Genomic DNA, 15,400 nt, shown 5'->3' with positions numbered 1-15,400 from the left:
GGTAAAAAAATGGCATTTATCACTTCGCGGAGATCGACTTTACGGGGCCGACCTGTCGTATAAGGATCGGCTTTTTTAAAATCGGCTCCAAGATTTCCCATTCTTCATCTGTCAAATCACTGGGATACCTCTTACCAGGAATTTCTTTTGGCCAAGCCATGCAGCACCTCGAATAGAATCTCTGAAATTAAAATAATCGCCGGATTTTGGCTTATTTTATCAAAAATACTATAATAATATCAATGTGTTAGTTTTTGTACAGCTTCTAAAGAAGCCTTTCCTCTCCGCCGCCTGTTTCCACCAGCGCCGGACAAAACCATTCTTTCGTCGCTTCCGCCGTTCTCGCCTTGACGGTAGCGGCAAGCGCCTCGGTACGGACGCGCACCGATTGCAGCACCGGCGACCGCTCCCAGATATCCCGCACATTCTCTCGATGCAGGTTGCCCGCCGGAACCCGCCACTGCACACAGGGATACACGTTACCCCACGGGTCCACCGTCAAGCCCGACGCACCCGCGCCGCAGTATTTGCCCCACGGGGGTGGCGGGTCGAGATCAATGGTCGTTTCCGTGCCGCGTCGTTGCTCCAACAACCCCCGCAGGCGACTGATCGCTTGGGGCGAGGCGGCGATATCCAGCGGCGCGCGGTCGCCATTATCGCGTGGGGTGATCTGCACGTTCCAGCGCAAGGGCAAGGCTATCCGCTCGGCCAACGCGCTCATCGCTTCCATCTCGGTCTCGTTCCAGGCAGTGAGGGTCGAATTAAGCTGCACCCGCAGGCCCAGGGCCTGCATCTGTTCCAGATTCGTCAGCAACCGCCCGAAGCTTCCCGCCACCTGGGTTTGGCGCTCGTGAGTCGCGGCACTAGCACCGTGCAGGCTAATTTCCACCACAAAGGGATCGACCTCGTTAAGCAACCGTCGCGCCAATCGTCCGTTCAGCCGATGGCCGTTGGATTTAACCCGAATCACGAACCCCAACGCCCTTGCTCGTGCGCCCAGCGTGAAAAAATGCGGGTGCGCCAATGGTTCACCACCGCTGAAGGTCAGGTTCATCGTGGCCAACTCGCGCAAATCGGCAAATAAACTGACGTATTGCGCAACTGACAGTGACCGTCCTCCGTTGGTCCGGTCGTTATAGCAGTAGTAGCAATCAAGATTGCAGCGGTAGGTCAATTCCAGCAGCACGGAAAATGGGATGTTGCCATTGACCGCCTTGGTCAGCAGCGCCTGGTAACTCATGAGCACGCCTCCTCCTCAATGACACCGGCGGCGCGGAGTTCCGCCACGAAGCCGGCGACATCGATCGCAAGACGTCCGGGATCGGCGTCAAATTCCGCAGCTAGGCGGGCGACGATCCCTGGCGGCGCCAAACCCTCGTCCAGCAACGCCACGACCCGCGTGCCTACCTCGTTGAGCACGAGCACTTCACCCGCCTGCTGGCGCAGCACGATTCCTTCATCGGCGATCTGCCGGTAGCGGACATCCGCACAGAGGCGGAAAGAGAGGGAATTAGCTGGCATCGCGCACCTCAATGATCAGGGTCAAGCAAGGAGAGAAAACCGGGGTCGCGGGCGAAATCGAGTGTTTCCGCGCTCGCATGTCCCAGCAAATTTGTCAGATTATGCAATAGGCCGTCCACCCGGAACGGATCCTCATTGACAACCGGCGCGCACACCAGCAACCGTGCCAGCGCCAAGGTTCCCGACATGGGTCGCACGGCGTGGGTCGCGGCCTGTTGCAGCCAGCGCAACCCAGCGATGGGATAGGCGCGGCTGCGACTAGGCGTCTGCCCCAAGTCGCCGGCGAAAGGCAGTTTCTCCACTTGCCATGGATCGGGTAGCAAGGCGTTCATATCGTCGGACAGCACCTCCCAGCCAGCGTTTAAGGCAAACCGCGAACTAGTGGATTTGCCGGCACCAGAGCGCCCAAAAACCACCTGGGCTCGGCCATCGCGGGCGAACGCGGCGCTGTGCAACAACACCCCACCCGATTGCATCACCCGGTAGGCGACCAGTACCCGGAAAAAATTCTCGAACACGCCGGCGAAACGCTCCAGGTCGGTGCGACAGGTCCACAGTCGGCCCCGCAAGCCAGGCTCAAATCGAATTTCAGCCAAGAAACCCCATCCCGCCAGGCACAAGCGCTCAGGATGATAATCGCGGTCAAAGGTGTATACCCAGCCACGGGTATCGATCTCCCGGAACGCACTTTCGGGCAAGCGATGTATGGTGGTGGAAACTGGCGCGGGGACCTCCGAAACCGCACCGCACAGAGATTGAAATCGTGCTTGTACCCACCCGGCCTGCGCGGGCACCAAACCCGAAAATTGGTAGGGACCACCCGCGAGGTCGATAGCGAGCGTTTCGGAACCCCACAATTCCGCCGGCAAATCACCATCCGTCAGGGGGCAGGTCAGATAAGCGTCGCCGAAAGCCATTTCACCACCCCCCACGCACGGCCCGCAGCGCGTGCCGGAGAAACCGCCCGCACGCCCAAAGCCGATGCCGGAAGGGAATACGGATAGCGTAAGCATGACCATCGCTACCCACCACCCTACCGACGACATGGGTTAGAGGCAGCGCAAAATCGGGCTGCATGGCATTGTCTGCTTGAGTCAACCAGCGCCATCCCCGCCCCTTGGAATAACAGCCCAACAGCCGGTGAACCAACAAGCGACCATCTGGCGCATGGAAAACCATCAAATCACCCGGCCAGTAAAACCGCTGGCGAACCACCTGGATCATCGCCCCGTTCGCAAGCAGGGGCACCATACACTCACCGCTGACCCGCAAGCTCACCGGCGACTCCGTCGCCAATTCGCGCAACGCTCGGGCGATACGGGTGGAAACAAACGACATCGAATAGCACCTCTCAGGATTTTCGAAATTTCCAGACGTCCGCCACAATCCGGCGTGCGTACGGCCAGGCAGCAAGCAGCATTGGGGAAAACGGCGCCCAAGGCGCCGTGGGCACATGCCAGACCATCGAGGCAGATTCGCTGAATGCGCTTGGCGTCGGCGCATTGCGCAAACTCCCGCCATTCCCCAACGGTCATGGCTTGTACCAGCAGACGAATATCGTACAGCCAAATCGCGCAACTGGCAGTCCACCATCACAAGGCGTCCTCCACTCAACCCTTCTCGGTCTCCCGCAGTTGTTGCGCCCACGACTGGGCGTAGCGCCCGCCTCGTGCCAGCAATTTGGCGTGACTGCCGGATTCGAGGATGCGGCCCTGCCCCATGACGTGAATGACGTCGGCATGCAGAGCGGTGGTGAAGCGGTGGGTAATCACCAGGGCGGTACGGCCGGCGGCAAGATCGCGAAACCGCGCCAGCCAGTCGGCTTCCGCCCAGGAATCCATGGCGCTGGTTGGCTCGTCCAGAATCAGCAGCGCGGATTGCCGTAGAAAAGCCCGCGCCAGCGCCAGCCGCTGCCATTCGCCCACGCTCAGTTCCGCGCCGCCGAACCATTTGCCCAGCACCGTCGCATAACTTTGCGGTAAGCGCTGGATCGACCCTTCGGCGCCGGCGGCGCGGGCGGCGTCGGCGATGGCCGCCATATCCGCCACGACCGCCAAATCGCCACAGGCGATGTTGTAGGCGACGGTGTCGTGATAATGGACCGGCTCTTGAAACAGCACCGTGATCCGTCGGCGCCAGTCGGTCAGCGCCAGTTCGCGCAGGTCGATCTCATCCCAACTGACTCGGCCCACCTCCGGGTCATAGAACCGGCATAGCAGCTTGAGCAGCGTGCTCTTGCCCGCGCCGTTCTCGCCGACGATGGCCACGATCCGGCCGGCGGGGAGCGTGAGATCGAAGCCGTCCAACGCTAAGCGCTGGCTGCCAGGATAGCGGAAGCTCACGTTTTCCAAGCGGATCGTTCCCGGCGCATTCGCTGGCGGGGACACGGGACGTCTCGGCTCCGTGACACGGGGACGCAGGGTCAGAAACTCGTGCAGGTTTTCCAGAAACAGAAGGTTGCTGTACATCTCGCCGACGCTGCCCAGCGCGGTGCGCAACAGTCGCTGTCCCTGGCTGAAGACCTGATAGAACAACGCCAGATCGCCCAGACTGGCCAAGCCCTGCATCAGTCGTCCGACCATCCAGGCGATGGTCAGACCCATTGCCAGCAATGCGACGGCATCCGCGCCCAGTTCGGCCAGCATCTGCTGGCGGGCGAGTTGCAAACGCTCGCCGCGCAGCTTGGCTCGCACGGCGCGATAGGCGCTCCGAAACGAGTCACCGAGGTCGAAAAGACGCAGTTCCGCCGCCGCCCGATCCCAAGTCAGCATCCAGTCGTAATAGCTGGCGCGGCGCTCGTTGCCGGTATTGCGAACCCGCCATCGATGAAAGCGCACGATGGCGCGGGCCGCCACCCACAGCGCCGGCAGCGCGCCACCGATCAACACCAGTAGCAGCCAGGGCGCGTACCCCCACAATATGCCGGCCATCGCCAACAGGGTCAGGCCGTTCTGGGCCAGGCTGCCGAGATTCTCCAGCAGCGCCCGCGGACGATCGAGCGCGTCCACCCGCGCTCGGTGCAATTGATCGTAGTATTCGGGGGTTTCGTAATAGCTCAGGTCCAAATGGATGGCCTGGGCATGAATCCGGTCGTCGAGATAATCGCGCAACCATTCGGCCTGGGCGGTACGCACCCAAGCGGCGATGCCGCGCAAGCTCTCCACCAGTAGCAGCAACCCCGCCATCCAGGCTACCCAAACCAGGCTTTGTCGCAATGCCGGCCAGTCCCCTGGCGCTTGCACCGTGGCGACCAGGCTATCCACCAGAGCACGAGTCGACAGCACCACGGCGACGGGCAGCAAGCCCTGCGCCACCGTCAGCGCCGCCCAAGCCAGCGTCCAACCACGGGTCGCGCGCCAGATCAGCCCCAGCGCCCACGGCAGGTGAGGCAACTGCGCCCGTGCCTTGCGGAACCGTTCGGTCAAATAGGCGGTACGATTCGACATGCGATCAGTCGTCGAGACCTTGTTCCCTGAAATAAGTGGATTCGCGCATCGCCCGAATTGCCTGGACGGAGAACCTCCCAGAGTGACCGGCGGCTTTTACCAACCGCCGATTCCCGGGCATCACGCAGTTTCGAGTAAACCGCTGGCGAGCATCTCGTCCGCGAGCCGCAGGAGATCGGCCTCCAGTTGTGCTTCGGTCACGTCGAACTCCTCCAACATCTTGGCAAGGACCGCCGCCAGCGTGCCTTCCGCTTCGAGAAGTTCGAGAAAGCGACTGCCCACCGGATCGAGACCGAAATAGGTCCCGGATTCGAGGTTGAGGAGGACGGTCTCGTCGCCGACCTGGCGAGTGACCACCTGTTCTGGGATTTGCAAACGCGCGTCTCGGGTCAACATCAAGCGGCTTTCCACTGTGGTTATCATTCATCATTCGGCTGCGGAAGCGTCATTCTCTCCGGCTTGGGGAATGACGTTCTCGAAGATTTCCTCGAACGGAATCGAGACGTTCAGCGCCGGGAAAAAGCATTCTCCGCAACCGGCCAGCGACTCGTGAAACAACCAGTCGTTTTCCGGGGTGCGCCGAAACGTTTCCAGACGGCGCGCCTCGATATCCACCAGCACGTATTCCCGTAAGGACGGCAGCGTGCGATAAGCCGCAAACTTGTTGCCCCGGTCGAAGGCGGCGGTGGACTCCGACAACACTTCCACGATCAAGGTCGGATGGGCAATGAACTGACCCGCCGCGTGATCGCGCGGATCGCACGACACCACCACATCCGGGTAGAAAAAGGCATCCGTCGCTTCCACTCGCAATTTCAAACCCGCGACATACGCCTGACAGGGTCCGCCACGCAAGCGTTGCTTGAAAGCGGCGTATAGGTTACCAGACACCACCACATGCTCGCGCCGCGCGCTCGCCATGGCGAACACTTCACCGGCGATAAACTCATGCTTTTCCCCTTGCCGCTCTTCCCAGACTAGATAGGCTTCGACATCGAAAGCGGTTTGAATAGCCAGATTCGTCATGCCGATCTCCTAAACAAAATCCTTCGTCTTTACCCCTCGGATCGGGCTTGCTCCACGATGGCCGCCCGGACCCATGCCAACTCCTCGAACCGTCTCGGGTAATCGAGGCGGTAATGAATCGGCTGGTTCGCCAGTTTGGCCACTTGGTCGAAATGGGAGGCGAGCCGAGGCTTTTCTTCCACATCGAGCAGGAAGGAGTGCTTTACCCATTCCACCAGGGCTTCGGCCGCGCTCAGACGCTGAAACGCCAACGTCGCGACTTTGCCGTTGCCCAGAAAATACACGCGGCGCAAGGGCCGGGGCTGGTCGCAAAAGCGGATTTCGTCTCCGGCCAGAAAGCGTGACTTGGGGGTAAACGGCAGGGCGGGCGCGGTTCTGACGCCCGGAGCGATGAGCGCCGCCTCGCTATCTTCCCACAAGCGGATGGACGGATGGCTGGGTAAGATCCGATGGCCGTCGGCCGTCGGTTCCACCACCAGACCGTCATCGGTCAGGAAGCGAAATCCGCTGACCGCGAAGCTTGCCGCCAGCGTGGATTTGCCATACCCCGATTCGGCGGCGAAGGCAATCGCACCGCCCGCCACTTCCACGGCACTGGCGTGAAATACCAGCTTGCCCTGTTTGCTCAGGACCAGCGGCAAGACTTGGTTGAGATAGAGATGCCGTACCGTAGCGTCCGAAACCTCCGGCACGGGGAAGCTGGTGACGTGGAGCGCGTCCGCCGAGACCTGAAAATCCGCCAAATCAGGAAAGCGCAGTAGATAGCCGTCGTTCGCGCGATAAAACGCCGTCCACAGCGTGCCATCGGGGAAAGTCCAGGTGTGGAAGGGTTCGATCGCCACGGGGGCCTGCGCCCGTGCGGCCAGCACGCTGAAATCGATCACTACTCGGTATCCCGACCCAGCACTTGCGTCATGAAGCGGGAGATTTCCTCCGGAGAAGGTAACAGATTCGGATGGTCGCGCAACACCGCCTGTTCGATCTCCCGAGCGGTGCGTTGGCCGTCGCAATAACCCAGTACCGTGATCCGTGCTTCGCCTTCCCGGCTTAACCGCGGCACACGCTCCGGGCGGGATCGCATCAGGTCCTCCGGTGCCAGGAGCATTCCTTGCCAAGTAGAGTGATTGAAGCGCCGACCGGATGCGGGAAACTCCACGGTCCAGGCGATCAGGCTATCATCTGGTCGAACCATGATCCTAGCTTTAATCGAGTCGCCTGCTCGCACCGTAACCGCCTCATCAATAGGCAAAAAAGCTTGCGGGCGGTTGATTCGCCGCTCCGCCAGCGGCGAATTGCTCATCCACACTCCTTCGGCCAATTCGCAATTGAACCAGCCGGCCAAGCCATGCATCACCCCATCACGTTCGATGGGCAATGCTGCTGTCCATGAGAAGAAATCCGGGTGGTCAGCACGTAAATCAATCTCGCCCAACTCGGCGGGCGTACCTAACACAGCTTCGGGCAGCAGATTGACCGCATGCTTGGTATTGACGGCGTATTGGCGTAACCAGTGAAATTCAGCGGGTACGCCTTCTCCCCACCATCCTTCAGCCAAGCCATGACAGATCTCCGATTCCACCGCAGTGAGTTGGAGATGAATCCTAGTGGGGATCAACGTCCCCCCCTGGTTTGAGAAAGCGCCGCCGTGCATCCTGGAGCGTATGCACGATACCGTAATCGAAACCAAAGTAGCCAACGTGGTCGCAGATCACCATATCAACCCGTTCAGGGAGTTCGATGCGATGAGAATGTCCCCGGATGAAGGTCGTCCGTTCGGCCCAGCCGACGCGCGAGAAGGTCTCCCGCGCCACCTCAATCATGATGGTCGAGTCGATGCCGTACATCCGGTCGGCGCCGGCCTGCAGGCACAACAAGCCCAGGATACCAGAGCCACAGCCCAGGTCGGCGACACAGTCCCCCGGCCTAATGACCCTGGCGATGGCGGTCTGGAATCGTTCGAGTCGGGTGCGGTCAGCGACATAGCCCAGATGTTCGTCTAGCACGATGCATTATTCTTTGGTTTCTTGAGCGTGGAAACGGGAGAACGAGCGACACCGGATCACTCGGGCAGGTAATCGGCATCGAGGATTTGCTCGACGGAATAAGGGCAGTTGGCGGGAAAATTTTCATCATCCAAGCCAGTTTCGTTGGCTGCGGCGACTATCGCGGACGGATAGACATCCTCGACAAACTCAAGCAACTCCGCCTTTAGACTTGGGTTCTCACTTAAAAGCTTCTCCAGCCTTCTGTGTTGGTCTTTGATGGTTCTTCACCAACTATTGGAACGCCGGTCTTTCTGCACCTGCCATTTCAGCAAATGCATCAGCAAGATTTCCAAGCGGCTTTCCAAGGATCTCCTCTCGCTTTTCCTCATATCCTCGACCTCTTCCGCCAGGTGCTCGACATCAATCTCCGACCATCTCTTGGCCCGGATCAGGGCGGATTGCTCCTGAGTCCATGCGAAAAAAGTCAGTTTTGTAATGATATGCAGGCATGCAAGCAACCTCGAAATCACCCAAGGAGAGGGGACTGGTTCAGCATGACCGTGAATAAATCACTTCCGCCCACCACGTAGTTTCTCCGATACAAGATCAACACCGCCACGTCCATAACGATGGAACGTGGACAACCTGCAGCGGCACATGAAGCACGGTAGACAGAGGGGGTTCTGCTTCCGATCACCCGGACTCTGCTGCACTCCGTCCAGGCATCTGGCTTAGTGAAGGCTCCGGCTAATCCCCAGCATGGCGTAGTTGACCATCTTATAGCCGTCCAGATGCACGGATACAGCCTCGGGCATGACCTTTTCGATCTCATCCGCCATTACGCCGAATTGGCGGCCATGACCCCAGGCATCACGGAATTCCGGCTTGTAGTCAAACAGGTAGAGACCGATGCCGAGCGGATGGATACCGATGCGAACGATGTTTTCTTTAGTTAGCCGATCAGAGTGCTTGGTCATACCCAAAGCCCCATCCTCCCCATGCCCATTCGTTCCCTGGGTCATAAGGTGCAGCTTGCCAAACATCTGTAAGGCGGGCTGTCGGTACAGCCGCTTCTCTGGGAGCGGTTTGCCTTGGGGAGTTTCTTTTTTTCGTCGCTATTTCTGCCATTACTTAATTCCTCTCTCGTTTAATTAAGCATGAGGTTTGAAACGGTATACCTTGATGGATCACGTCCGGGTTCTGAATCGAGCGCCTTACATCCAAACAGGGTCCACAGCATCCTTGCAGGCATATTTGAATGCAGCAAATGATCCCCAAGGTTATGCAGCTCCGCCACCTTATCGGGATCCACCCAATCCCACGTCCTAAAGCTTGTATCTTGAGTCAACACATCCTTGAGTTCAGACAAGTACCATCTGAATGTTATCGAAAATTCCGCTTTAGTTTCGCGCAATAATAAGGTTTGTGGAAGCAGCCCCATCATTGCTTTTCTGTGCAGGTATTTATCAATGCGTCCCCGTAACTTCAAATGTTCAGGTGTCCTATAGGCGAACTGAACCAAGTTTAAATCGAAAAAGGGGCGGCGCAATTCGATACCCATACTCGCAGCCATGCGTTCCTCAAGTTCGAGAGCGTGCGTCAAGTAGGTATCCAAGAACGCTAGCTCCTGTTCACCCTTCTCAATCCCTCTTTTTCTCCCAATATTTGAGCGAGTATACTGATCACGCCTTTGACGAATCACCCGTCTCATGGGCGGCGTCAGCCAAGCAAGCCTGTCAACTCCACCACTTCTATTACCGATGATAATCTTGCGCAGGAGCTGTCTGACGCTATCTGGTAGAAGGGGGTAGCACCCATGGCGAAATACCCACCACAAGCTCCTGCCAAGACCCATATCGCGACAATCCGCCTCCAGGCAAACAAAGAAGGTCTTCCACTCGCTTGCAGTCAGAACTTTCGCATAATATCTGCGGCTCCCGCAGAGCCACTGATCACCACCTACTCCTACCAGCAACGCCCGACTGCCCTGATTCCCTGCTTGCTTCCTGATCTCCAACCCCATGACGCCATTGGGATATGAGGGAAACTCGCGGTAACAGCGCGCCCATTCCCGATACCAAGAAAGCGACATTTTAGATGGCGCAACTTCGTGGATTTCAATACCCAGATAGTCGCCCATTGCCCTAGCGTAGTCCAATTCATTGGCATCTAAGTCGTCGGTGAAAGCCAAAGTGTAGCCTTCCAAGCCGGGCGCCAAAAGTTTTTGTTGTCGGCGTAGATGCTCCATCATGGCAAAAATCGCGGAAGAATCCAGCCCACCACTCACTTCGCAAGCTAGGGGCTGGAAAGATCGGGACATCCGCCGGACAACGTCGGTAAACAGCTCGCCATAGTGCTCAATGTATTCTTCGTCTTTTGAATACGGCAATGTTGTCCAAAGATCAGGTTTCCAATACTGCTCAGGACGTAGGCCATTCGCATCGGCTACCATCCGATGCGCCGCCACCAACCGCATTATCCCCCACCAAAACGTTTCGTCCCGGGAATACCATTCGTTCGCTAAGAACTCCGCGAGCATTCCTTCATTGAGAATTTCAGATACCCAAGGCAGCTCCAGAATCGTATGCAGCTCCGAGGCAAAGACAAAGGTCTTGCCACTCCAGTGATAATTGAACAGCTTGTTACCCATCCGGTCCCGTGCGCAAAATGCTTCTCGTCGCCGCACATCCCAAATCACCAAGCATAATCGCCGTCGATATGAGCCAGACAATCGCGCCCCCAAATCTCGTAGGCTCTGAGCACCAGTTCAGCATCCGCGCGATTCCGCAGTATCACACCCCGCCCCAGCAACTCCTCTCGCAATTCCTCCCAATCGTCCACCCGCCCATCCATGACCAGCACCAGACTCTCGTCCTCGTTGGTCAGCGGCTGGTGTTCTTCCAGCGACTCCGGCGTGGTGCGCAACATGCACTGCCCGAGCGCCACTGATCCCTTAACCCAGTGATTGATACCATCCGGCCCACGATGGGCCATGGCGCCGGTCATCTTCTCGATCAGCCCCGGTTCGACGGGTTTGCCGTCAAAATGGATGATGCCCGCAATGCCGCTCATAATTCATTGATCTATCTGTCGAAACACCCAAGATTGCTAGGCAACTTGTGTGACAGCTCTATGGAAGGTCCGAGGGCTGGGCAGTGGCGAGGTATCTTCAATCAAAAGATCCAGAGCTTCCCTCGCGTTCCGCAATGCTTCTTCGTAGGTTGCCCCATGGGTGAGCGCATACGACCCAAATTCCGGAAGAGACGCCACGTAACTCTGATCATCTTCAGACCACTGAATCAAAATACTGTAATGGTCTTTCATTATTCCTCCGAAATTTCAATAAGGTATCGCAGGACAGCATCTTCTTGATAGGGTTTTGCGTCATCGCCATCTTTACCCGACAGGATCAGCTTATCCGCGATTTTTGGATGAGACCACTTCGTATGGCTCCCTCTTGCCGCATCGCACCTGCACCCCGCTTTTAGTAACATTCCTTTGAGCTGCCTCATCTTATTGGGCATTGTGCTCCTCAATCCTCTGGAAGCCCATCAGGAAATTCACCGCTGTTCCTACTCCGGCCAATACGCATCATCCAAAACCTGTCCTAGCACGAATGGCGTGTTTTCCGGAAAGGTCCGCTCCGGTAAATTCGTTTCTCGGACAGCAATCAAGCGCGCATCCGAATAACCATTCACAAATGCCTCATCCAAGCAAGATTTCAGACCCGGATTTTTTCGTAACAAACGAACGATCTTCTGCCGTTGCTCCTTGATGGAGGCGATCCAGCTATTGCCGCGCCGTTCCGGCTGAAAAATCCACTTCAGCAAATGCGCCATCAACACACCCAAGCGACTCTCCAACTCTCGTTCTTTGGCCGCTCCCATGTCTTCCAGTTCCTCGGCGACGTACTCGCAATCGATTTCCGCCAGCCGACCTTCCCGCACTAGTTGCGCGGTCTGCATGGCCCAAGAGTAGAAATCCTGGTCGTGGTGAACAGCGGTTGTCATCGCGGCGCTCTCCTAACTTTATTTTTTTGATGGTAAATCAATTGAGTTACAGATTCCATGCAAGCGGTCAAAAACTCTGGAAAGTCGCAAAGCGCGAACTCACATCCAATCCATCATTCAACGCCACGCCCTTGTACTCCACCCAAGCATGCGCCTCAAACTGCCCCTGCTCCTTGCGCACCCCGATCCGCAACTCGCTGGCGATGCCCTGCCGCCCCAGCAACCACCACAGCGTTAGCGAGCGATGCAAGCAAGTGGGATGGTGCAGGCTCCACGCCGCCGCGCCCTGTACCAAACGGGTCAGAGCATAAGCTCGATCCGCAAGCTGCATTTCGTCGCCAACGATCGGAGGGGTTGTCCCGACCCGGCACCCCAGAAAACCGTACACGCGTCGAAAGCTCGCCCAACGCAACGCCAAGGCAACGCCATGTAGCATCCACCACGCTTGCAACAACAAACCGCGCTCCTTCCAGGAGAGTCGCCAGACGATCGATCCATGCCGCCACAGTCGCAATAACCCACTACGCATCGCGTCCTCACTCAATTCGCCGCCCGCCCGGCAACTTCAGCAACCACCGCCCGGCATTCGCCAATTGCCGACGCAACAATACCCAGTTTTCTTCCCGTATCCGCTGGTTCAGACAGCGCAGAAACCGCCCCTTGATCGCTTCATCCTGCTGGTCGAGCAGCGCCGCCCACAACGCATCGTCCACGTTGTAGGTCCGATTTTCAGCCAGACAGACGGGAATGACGGTCGCCACCGGAACCGCCAAATCCCCCGCCACCGCCTCCACCGCCGCACGAATGTTCATCGCCTTGCTGCCCTGGGGATTCAGCAGATCGTAAGGTGGTTGCCACTCGCGCGGGGGGCGCAACCGATCGATGTGGCTGACCACGATCAGCACGGGCGGCGGCCGGCGATCCGGGCGTTCGGCGAACCCGTCGCGCAGCGCATCCAGACGCAGCCGATCCAGTTGCCGGTCGGGGCGATGGGCGGCACAGACCCAAAGTATCAGGTCGGTCGTCATGGCCGCTTCCCGCAACGTCTTTTCGCTCAACAAATTCGTATCACAACCGGGCGTATCGAAGATCAAGGCGGCGGTCATCTCTTCCCGCTCCAGCCGATAGGGCGTCAATCCCATCGTGGTGTCCGGCAACACATCGGTGGCGGCGGCCAGTCGGCCGAACAAGGCGTTAATCAAGCTGGACTTGCCTACATTGGCGCGACCCAGCACCACGATGCGCAACGGCTCGCTGGTGCCGGCGGTTGCCGCAGCGGCCCGCGCCATATCGGTGGATGAAGCCGGTGTGGCTTTGGCGACCGGTTCGTCGTCGGCCAAGTTCAAGCGCCCGCTATACAACTCAATCGCGTAATAGCCGACCTTGCGCACATATTCCCGCAACAACCAACGCTGGGTTTCCGTCCACGCCTGACCATACGCCTGACCGCGCAAATGCCCCCACGCCTCGCTCAACAGGGCGTCCATCGGATTGACCACCAATCGGCCAGCCCGATAGATCGTCACCAGCCGTTCGGTGGCATCCTTCCAACGCCAGGCGCGGAGCAGATCGCCGACGGTCAACCGATGGCTCAGCGGAATGTGGTCGGTGACGGCCGCGCGCAGATCGCGGCTGGCCCGCTCGATGATCAGCAAGGTATGCGGCACGGTCAGTTCCAGCAGCGGCCGCTCCTGTTCCGGGTGGTGGCAACGGGCCACGGCGTCCAGTGTGTTCCGGCCCAGCGTCCACAACCGGCCGCCGTCGTTCAGTGGCCAATCTTCCGGCCGCGCCGCTTCCGCCAATCGTTCGACCGTGGCCCAAGCGTCCTCCGCCTTAGGTGACCAATGCGGATCGGGAGCGGTCGCCGTCTCGGCCAGCAGGCGGCGATCCCGACGCAACAGCCAATGTTGCAACCCGTAGCCGGCCGCGCTGCACGCGATCATCGCCGCCAGCCACCAAGACAGATATCTCGCCTGCCAGAGCCAGAAGGCCCCGAGCGGCAACAGCGCCGCGAACGGCAACGCCCACAACAGCAAGGCGAACAGACGCAAGCGGTCGAACCGATCGAACAGTGCTTTCACGACCGGTCTTTCCCCGGTGGCGGCTTCAACAAGCTCGAACTCGCCACCAGCGCTTCGGCATAGATTCGGCGCAACGCCTCCGCGTCCAGCGGACCGCCTCGCCCACGGTGGGCGAAGTAATAACCGGCCGCCTTGCCGAGCGCGTAAGTGGTCGCGCCGCTGGTGGTCGCGCCCCACATCGCACCGACCGTCTGTCCCCACCAAGGCACGAACTTGATCAGTTCCCGACCCGCCGTGCGCGCCAGGTAGCCGGCCCCGATGCCGGCGCCGAGCAGGCCGAGAAATTCGGACACCGCCCGTCCGTTCCAATCCTGCCCGTACAGCCGACCCAGGCCGTGTAGCAGTTTGGCCTGCACCGCCGGCACCCCGACCAGATCCACCAGCGGCAGCGCACCGACACCGGCCGCCGTCAACGCATGACCGACGATATGAGGATGGGCGGCGCGTTCGTAGAGATCGCGGACACCGGCATCGCCTCGCAGCATTGCTTGCAGACCCAAGGTCGATACTGTTTCGATGGCGCTCCACAACGCCTCCAGGCCGTAGTTCGCCGGTTGGTAACCGTCCTCGGGCAGGGTCAGATCGACCGGAACCCAACGTACCGGCGCCGCGCCGGACAGCTTGCCCAAGCGGTCACGCTGGGCGCGCAGGGCGCGAGTCAGATCGTGGGGCGCTTGCGGTGGCCACGATTGCCGGTCGTAGGGATAGGGAGAAAGGTGTTCACCATCGGGTGGATAGGCTTCATGCAAGCCGGTCTGGGCAATGAGCACCGGCCATTCGGGATGCCGCTTGCGAACCTGACGCAGGACCTCGAACACCGCATCCTGACGAATATCGGTCGCTTTCATCACCCCGAGCAGCAGATGGGCTTGCGACTCGCAGTAGTGAATGTCCTCGCCTGGATCGTAGGCGACTTCGCCCAGGCCACGGGTATCGAGAAAGCGCACCACCGGCGCTTCGGCGGGAAAATCGTAGAAACGGGCGGTACGGGTGCAAGGTTGGAAACCGTTGCCGATTTCGGCGTTTTCGCTGCCAGTCAGGGCGCGGACGATCGAGGTCTTGCCGGCCTGGGTCTTGCCGATCAGCCACAGCACCGGCAACGGCTGCCGCGCCCGTGCCTCGCGCAAGGCTACGTCCAACGCCTCATCATCGACGCGAGGATGCAACAAGGCAGCGCGCAGGCGGCGCCAGTAGTCGGGCCAGTTCGAGTGCAACGCCATTCGCCAAACCTTTCGGTCAACCAACCGCTTCGATCATCGCACGAAGTCTTCAAGTGTCGCCATCCCGGCCACGACGTTCAATCCGCATGCAAAAAAACGCCCCCCTTGTCG

General features: G+C 59.1%; 17 protein-coding genes and 3 pseudogenes. All 20 read right to left on the bottom strand.

Annotation, left to right across the window (positions count from 1 at the left end):
• Positions 1–160, bottom strand: a pseudogene (locus E4P82_RS21875) (transposase); the annotation flags it as partial.
• 105 nt (positions 161–265) lie between these two features.
• A complete protein-coding gene (locus E4P82_RS07150; protein ID WP_169248258.1) occupies positions 266–1,240 on the bottom strand; it encodes a radical SAM/SPASM domain-containing protein in 975 nt (324 codons plus the stop codon).
• A complete protein-coding gene (locus E4P82_RS07145) occupies positions 1,237–1,521 on the bottom strand; it encodes a PqqD family protein (protein ID WP_169248257.1) in 285 nt (94 codons plus the stop codon). The genes E4P82_RS07150 and E4P82_RS07145 overlap by 4 nt, the downstream gene beginning before the upstream one ends.
• 8 nt (positions 1,522–1,529) lie before the next feature.
• Complete coding sequence (locus E4P82_RS07140) at positions 1,530–2,438, bottom strand: hypothetical protein (protein WP_169248256.1); 909 nt, start codon at positions 2,436–2,438, stop codon at positions 1,530–1,532.
• 1 nt (position 2,439) lies between these two features.
• Entirely contained in the window at positions 2,440–2,859 is a 420-nt protein-coding gene (locus tag E4P82_RS07135) for a S24/S26 family peptidase (RefSeq protein ID WP_169248255.1), read from the bottom strand.
• Between the two features lie 272 nt (positions 2,860–3,131).
• Complete coding sequence (locus tag E4P82_RS07130) at positions 3,132–4,967, bottom strand: ABC transporter ATP-binding protein (protein ID WP_211203056.1); 1,836 nt, start codon at positions 4,965–4,967, stop codon at positions 3,132–3,134.
• A gap of 120 nt (positions 4,968–5,087) precedes the next feature.
• Entirely contained in the window at positions 5,088–5,363 is a 276-nt protein-coding gene (locus tag E4P82_RS07125; protein ID WP_169248254.1) for a PqqD family protein, read from the bottom strand.
• A gap of 30 nt (positions 5,364–5,393) precedes the next feature.
• Positions 5,394–5,993 (bottom strand): Uma2 family endonuclease, encoded by a 600-nt coding sequence (locus tag E4P82_RS07120; RefSeq protein ID WP_169248253.1) that lies wholly within the window; start codon positions 5,991–5,993, stop codon positions 5,394–5,396.
• A gap of 29 nt (positions 5,994–6,022) precedes the next feature.
• The gene (locus tag E4P82_RS07115) at positions 6,023–6,877 is read right to left on the bottom strand and encodes a hypothetical protein (protein WP_169248252.1); all 855 of its coding nucleotides are present in this window, start codon (positions 6,875–6,877) and stop codon (positions 6,023–6,025) included.
• Positions 6,877–7,548 carry a hypothetical protein gene (locus E4P82_RS07110; protein WP_169248251.1) on the bottom strand — a complete coding sequence of 224 codons (672 nt, stop codon included), beginning with the start codon at positions 7,546–7,548 and terminating at the stop codon, positions 6,877–6,879. The genes E4P82_RS07115 and E4P82_RS07110 overlap by 1 nt, the downstream gene beginning before the upstream one ends.
• A 46-nt stretch (positions 7,549–7,594) precedes the next feature.
• Entirely contained in the window at positions 7,595–7,996 is a 402-nt protein-coding gene (locus tag E4P82_RS07105) for a methyltransferase domain-containing protein (RefSeq protein WP_169248250.1), read from the bottom strand.
• 56 nt (positions 7,997–8,052) lie between these two features.
• Positions 8,053–8,508, bottom strand: a pseudogene (locus E4P82_RS07100) (DUF29 domain-containing protein).
• Positions 8,509–8,709: 201 nt separating this feature from the next.
• Entirely contained in the window at positions 8,710–8,955 is a 246-nt protein-coding gene (locus E4P82_RS07095) for a tail fiber domain-containing protein (protein WP_169248249.1), read from the bottom strand.
• 170 nt (positions 8,956–9,125) lie between these two features.
• The gene (locus tag E4P82_RS07090; RefSeq protein WP_281383659.1) at positions 9,126–10,430 is read right to left on the bottom strand and encodes an asparagine synthase C-terminal domain-containing protein; all 1,305 of its coding nucleotides are present in this window, start codon (positions 10,428–10,430) and stop codon (positions 9,126–9,128) included.
• 183 nt (positions 10,431–10,613) lie between these two features.
• Positions 10,614–10,972, bottom strand: a pseudogene (locus tag E4P82_RS21870) (class II glutamine amidotransferase domain-containing protein); the annotation flags it as partial.
• A gap of 329 nt (positions 10,973–11,301) precedes the next feature.
• Positions 11,302–11,490: a type II toxin-antitoxin system HicA family toxin gene (locus E4P82_RS07075; RefSeq protein WP_312914347.1), complete on the bottom strand. Its 189-nt coding sequence runs from the start codon at positions 11,488–11,490 to the stop codon at positions 11,302–11,304.
• Between the two features lie 60 nt (positions 11,491–11,550).
• Positions 11,551–11,988 carry a DUF29 domain-containing protein gene (locus E4P82_RS07070; RefSeq protein ID WP_169248244.1) on the bottom strand — a complete coding sequence of 146 codons (438 nt, stop codon included), beginning with the start codon at positions 11,986–11,988 and terminating at the stop codon, positions 11,551–11,553.
• A gap of 67 nt (positions 11,989–12,055) precedes the next feature.
• Positions 12,056–12,517 carry a lasso peptide biosynthesis B2 protein gene (locus E4P82_RS07065; RefSeq protein WP_169248243.1) on the bottom strand — a complete coding sequence of 154 codons (462 nt, stop codon included), beginning with the start codon at positions 12,515–12,517 and terminating at the stop codon, positions 12,056–12,058.
• A gap of 7 nt (positions 12,518–12,524) precedes the next feature.
• A complete protein-coding gene (locus E4P82_RS07060) occupies positions 12,525–14,069 on the bottom strand; it encodes a GTPase family protein (RefSeq protein WP_169248242.1) in 1,545 nt (514 codons plus the stop codon).
• The gene (locus tag E4P82_RS07055) at positions 14,066–15,289 is read right to left on the bottom strand and encodes a YcjF family protein (protein WP_169248241.1); all 1,224 of its coding nucleotides are present in this window, start codon (positions 15,287–15,289) and stop codon (positions 14,066–14,068) included. Before E4P82_RS07055 ends, E4P82_RS07060 begins: the two co-directional genes overlap by 4 nt.
• Positions 15,290–15,400: the final 111 nt, after the last annotated feature.

This window comes from Candidatus Competibacter phosphatis (genome assembly GCF_012939995.1).
Taxonomy (GTDB): domain Bacteria; phylum Pseudomonadota; class Gammaproteobacteria; order Competibacterales; family Competibacteraceae; genus Competibacter; species Competibacter phosphatis.
Note: the sequence above shows the minus strand (reverse complement) of the source record. Positions and strands in the feature narration are given on the sequence as shown.